General features: G+C 71.8%; 6 protein-coding genes. 2 read left to right on the forward strand and 4 right to left on the reverse strand.

What is annotated here, in order from left to right; genetic code table 11:
• Positions 1-144 precede the first annotated feature (144 nt).
• Both recR and lipA read left to right on the forward strand, forming a co-directional pair.
• Positions 145-714, forward strand: coding sequence for a recombination mediator RecR (recR, locus tag VB737_RS05555; RefSeq protein WP_500311842.1), 570 nt, complete (start codon positions 145-147; stop codon positions 712-714).
• 51 nt (positions 715-765) lie between these two features.
• A complete protein-coding gene (lipA, locus tag VB737_RS05560; protein WP_500311833.1) occupies positions 766-1,689 on the forward strand; it encodes a lipoyl synthase in 924 nt (307 codons plus the stop codon).
• Between the two features lie 38 nt (positions 1,690-1,727).
• Here lipA and VB737_RS05565 read toward each other — a convergent pair whose 3' ends face one another.
• The 4 genes from VB737_RS05565 to VB737_RS05580 form a co-directional block, all read right to left on the reverse strand.
• Positions 1,728-2,276 (reverse strand): DOMON-like domain-containing protein, encoded by a 549-nt coding sequence (locus tag VB737_RS05565; protein ID WP_500311835.1) that lies wholly within the window; start codon positions 2,274-2,276, stop codon positions 1,728-1,730.
• Positions 2,269-3,447, reverse strand: a complete 1,179-nt coding sequence (locus VB737_RS05570; RefSeq protein ID WP_500311837.1) for a phosphotransferase enzyme family protein — start codon at positions 3,445-3,447, stop codon at positions 2,269-2,271. Before VB737_RS05570 ends, VB737_RS05565 begins: the two co-directional genes overlap by 8 nt.
• A gap of 136 nt (positions 3,448-3,583) precedes the next feature.
• Entirely contained in the window at positions 3,584-4,270 is a 687-nt protein-coding gene (locus VB737_RS05575) for a phosphoribosyltransferase (RefSeq protein ID WP_500311839.1), read from the reverse strand.
• A 21-nt stretch (positions 4,271-4,291) separates the two neighbouring features.
• The coding region (locus VB737_RS05580; protein ID WP_500311841.1) for a dienelactone hydrolase family protein at positions 4,292-4,583 on the reverse strand (292 nt) is incomplete at its 5' end.

Below are 4,583 nucleotides of genomic sequence, written 5' to 3' on the forward strand. Positions count from 1 at the left end.
CCCATGGCACGGGGCGGGGCAGGGGAGCTGGCGGGAGCCGGGGCCATCCTCACCCGGCGCCGTCGCCCGCCGTGGGCGGGCCGCCTAGATTCCTGCCTACCTGCAGCCGGTTCGCTGAGCGGTTTCACCCGACCCCTGGCCCGGCTGATCGACCAGTTCGAACGACTGCCCGGCATCGGGCCCCGCACGGCCCAGCGGCTGGCCCTGCACCTGCTGCGCCAGCCGGAGGAGCAGATCCGCAGCTTCGCCGATGCCCTGCTGGCGGCCCGCAGCCAGGTGGGCCAGTGCCGGCGCTGTTTCCATCTCTCGGCCGAGGAGCTCTGCGAGATCTGCCGCAACGACGAGCGCCGCAACGGCCAGATCTGTGTGGTGGCCGATTCCCGCGACCTGCTGGCGATGGAACGCAGCCGCGAGTTCCACGGCCAGTACCACGTGCTGGGCGGGCTGATCTCGCCGATGGATGGGGTGGGCCCGGAGCTGCTGCAGATCCAGCCCCTGGTGGAGCGGGTCGACCGGGAGGGGGCGATCGAGGTGATCCTGGCCCTCACCCCCAGCGTGGAGGGGGACACCACCAGCCTCTATCTGGCCCGTCTGCTCAAACCCTTCACCAGCGTCACCCGGATCGCCTACGGCCTGCCGGTGGGGGGAGAGCTGGAGTATGCCGACGAGGTGACCCTGGCCCGGGCGTTCGAAGGACGCCGGCGCATGGAATGAACCCCACGCCTGACCCCCGACGCCTGAGCGCGACACCCTGACCGCGACGCCATGACCACCACCAGCCGCTACAGCGCCTTCCCCCCTGCCGAGCGGCTGCCGGAGTGGATCCGCCGTCCCCTGGGCGAGGCCTCGGCCACCGAACGGGTGCAGGGGGTGGTCAAGGCCCAGCGGCTGCACACCATCTGCGAGGAGGGCCGCTGCCCCAACCGGGGCGAGTGCTATGCCGCCGGCACGGCCACCTTCCTGCTGGGCGGCCCGATCTGCACCCGCAGCTGCGCCTTCTGCCAGGTGGACAAGGGCCAGGCCCCGATGCCCCTGGACGGGGCCGAGGCGGAGCGGGTGGCGGAGGCGGTGCAGGAGCTCGGCCTGCGCTACGTGGTGCTCACCGCCGTGGCCCGTGACGACCTTGCCGACCACGGAGCCAGCCTGTTCACCGCCACCATCGCGGCGATCCGTCGGCGGGATCCCCGGGTGCTGATCGAGGTGCTGACGCCCGATTTCTGGGGCGGACACCCCGACCCCGAAGCGGGCCGCCGGGCCCAGCGCCAACGGCTGAGCGCGGTGCTCGGCGCTGCCCCGGTCTGCTTCAACCACAACCTGGAGACGGTGGAGCGCCTGCAGGGGGAGGTGCGCCGCGGCGCCACCTACCGCCGCTCCCTCGACCTGCTGGCCATGGCCCGGGAGCTGGCGCCGGGCCTTCCCACAAAATCCGGCCTGATGCTGGGCCTCGGCGAGACCGCCGCCGAGGTGGTCGCCACCCTGGAGCACCTGCGGGCTGTCGACTGCCAGCGGCTCACCCTGGGCCAGTACCTGCGCCCCTCCCTCGCCCACATCCCCGTGGCCCGCTACTGGCGGCCGGAGGAGTTCGAGGAGCTGGGCGCCATCGCCCGCAGCCTGGGTTTCGCCCAGGTGCGCAGCGGCCCCCTGGTGCGCAGCAGCTATCACGCCGAAGCCACCGACGCCGGCACCTGAACCCACGGGCCCCGGGGCGTGACGCCAGCGGGATGCCCTCAGAGCCGCAGCAGGAAGGCGTCCCGGCGGTGGAAATCGGGCTCGGCCCCCGGATGGGCCAGGGCCCAGTAGCTCAGCTGGCCGTGGCGATCCTCGATCACGGCGGTGATCGCCACCTCCAGGGGAGCATCGGCGTGAATGTCCGCCGGCAGCGGCAGATCCAGCGCGATGGAAAGGAGGCCGTCCCCCTGGCGGACCCGATGCAGGGGCCGGTCGTAGCCGGGCTCCGGCCGCAGCCCCTCCCGATAGCCCTCCAGCCGGTACAGGTTCCAGTGGCCGGCCGGGGACAGGTTCAGTTCCCAGTAGGGCCGCTCCCCCTCCAGGCCCCAGAAGCACTCGAAGCAGGTCGTCGTCCAGAGACCGTCCTGGCGCGAGGGGGCCGGTGACGGTGGCGGCAGCTGCAGCGTCTCGATCGCGCCGCCCAGCCGATAGCGGAGCCGCAGCAGGGCGCCCTCCCGGCTGGCCGTGCCCTCCAGCCGCAGGTCCGAGGGGGGGCCGTCGGCGCCGAAGGGGCGGAGCTCGAAGCCATGGGAGTGGAACTCAGCCATCCACAGGGGGCCGGGCCGTGGTCCGGAGCTCCTCGATCACGGCCCGGATCGGACCCTCCTGGGCCTCGATGCTTTCGGTAAGCCGGAACTGCACCAGGGCGCGCTGCAGGTTGTGGTCGGACCGGTCCGCCCGGAAGTAGACGTTGCCCGCCAGGTGGTCGGTGAAGAAGCGCAGGCCGAGCTCGTAGCTGATCAGCCGGATCGCCGCATAGAGATGGTCGTAGTCGGCCGCGGTGAGAAAGCCGGACGCCGCCGCGAGGTAGCCACCCAGCAGGTCCCGGCAGAGATCCACATCGAAGTGGACGCCCTCCAGGTCGGATGTCTCCTCCCCCAGGCGGTTGCAGCAGGAGCGCAGGCCGTCACCGATGTCGTAGTGGATCAGGCCAGGCTTGACCGTATCGAGATCCACCATGGCGACGGCCCGGCCGGACGCGGCATCCATCATCACGTTGTTGACCTTGGGATCGCCGTGGATCGGGCGCGTCCTGAGGTCACCGCGGCTCCTGGCCTGCTCCAGCACCGAAGCGAAACCCCGTCGCGCCTCCACGAAGGCCCGGCAGTGCCGCACATCAGCATCGGCCGCGGCCGGCACGTTGGCCCGAACGGTGTCGTACTGCTCCAGGTAGCGGGGCGTGACGTGAAACCCCTCCAGGGTGTCCGCCAGCCGTTCCGGATCCAGATCGCTGAGCAGGTGGTGGAACACGCCCAGCGCAAAGCCCACCTCCCGGGCCTGCTCGGCCGTGGTCACCAGATCGAAGCTGCGGGAGGAGTCGATGTAGGTGATCAGGCGCCAGAAGCCGCCGTCCCGCTCCACCCAGGGACGCTCTCCGTCGGAGGACGGAACCACCCGGGGGAGCTCCCAGCGGCGCCCCATGAGGAGCTGGCAGCCCTGGCCCAGACGCCGGTCGACATGCTCCCCGAGGGCGATCATGTTGGCCATCACCAGGTCGGGCCGCACGAACACCCGGCGGTTCAGGCGCTGCAGCACGAAGCGCCGCTCCGGTGAACCTTCGCAGACGACACCGTCACAGACGACAAGGAAGCTGTCGTTGACGTTGCCGTTGCCCAACGGTTCGAGACGGGTGATCCGACCGGGCAGCGCGAACGCTGCGGCGATGCCGAGGAGATCCGTCATCACGATGGGCCCGGCGTCGGCCTGCCCCGGCGTCATCGGCAGATCCCCCGCTCGCTCGTTGGGGATGCTCGCATGGCCGCGCCGATGCCATAGGGAAGGGCGCCCCGTGTCGAGCGCCCTGGGACCGGTTGCCGGGATCTGGGCTCGCACCACCCGGGTCGTGGCCTCTGATTCATGAATAGATCCGATTCGGAGCGCTGTCAGTACGGCCAACCGTCGGCTGCAGCAGGGCCAGGACCTCGTGGTCCTGGAGCTGCTCAAAGTGCTCGTACCACAGGCCCACCGCCTGCAGATCATCCACGACGGCCAGCGCCTCCAGCCGTTCCACCAGACGGCCCAGGTCGCTGGCGGCGCCTCGGTCGACCACCGGCACCGCCAGGGCCAGGGAGGCCGGCGCGCACTGGCGCAGGGAGATCAGGGCCGCCTTCATGGTCATGCCGGTGGCGATGCCGTCATCCACCACGATCAGATGGCGGCCGCGCAGGCACTCGCCGGGCGGATCACCGAAGCGCTGCTGTCGCCGTCGCAGTTCCTGCTCCTGGGCCCGAAGCCAGCCGTGCCGCTCGGCACTGGCCGCACGGCGGACGGCGCCCTGGCCGTTGCGCCAGACCACCACCCCACCGGCCGCGACGGCCCCGATCGCCAGTTCCGGCCAGGCGGGATCGGCAATCTTGCGCACCGACCAGGTGGCCAGGGGCAGCTCCAGGCGGGCAGCCATCGCGGCCGCCACCGGCACCCCGCCCCTCGGCAAGGCGAGCAGGGTGGTGTCCCGGCCCCGGCCCTGGCGATCGGCGAAGGCGTCGGCCAGGGCAAGCCCCGCCTGGAGACGATCGGTCCAGAGGGGAGGGCGGTGGGCCATGACGAGGGGAGGACCGAGGGATCAGGACACGGCGGCGTTACGAGCCCCGGCCAGGTGCTGGAGGAACCAGTCGCGGGCCAGACGGGCGACCTGCTCGAGGGCACCGGGCTCCTCGAACAGGTGGGCGGCACCCGGAACGACATGCAGGGCGTGGGGGACGCTGAGCCGGGCGGCGGCCTCGCGATTGCAGCGCAGCACCTCGAAGTCCTGGCCGCCGACGATGAAGCAGGTGGGGCAAGCCACCAGCGGCAGAGCGGCTGGCGCCAGGTCGGGGCGCCCGCCGCGGGACACCACCGCGGCCACGGGGTAGGGG

The sequence above is a fragment of the Synechococcus sp. BA-120 BA3 genome (genome assembly GCF_034931285.1).
GTDB lineage: Bacteria > Cyanobacteriota > Cyanobacteriia > PCC-6307 > Cyanobiaceae > Cyanobium.

Coding starts and splice junctions, on each gene's coding strand:
- VB737_RS05565 (WP_500311835.1), bottom strand. CDS start 2,276: ATGGCTGAGTTCCACTCCCATGGCTTCGAGCTCCGCCCCTTCGGCGCC.
- lipA (WP_500311833.1), top strand. CDS start 766: ATGACCACCACCAGCCGCTACAGCGCCTTCCCCCCTGCCGAGCGGCTG.
- VB737_RS05570 (WP_500311837.1), bottom strand. CDS start 3,447: ATGACGCCGGGGCAGGCCGACGCCGGGCCCATCGTGATGACGGATCTC.
- VB737_RS05575 (WP_500311839.1), bottom strand. CDS start 4,270: ATGGCCCACCGCCCTCCCCTCTGGACCGATCGTCTCCAGGCGGGGCTT.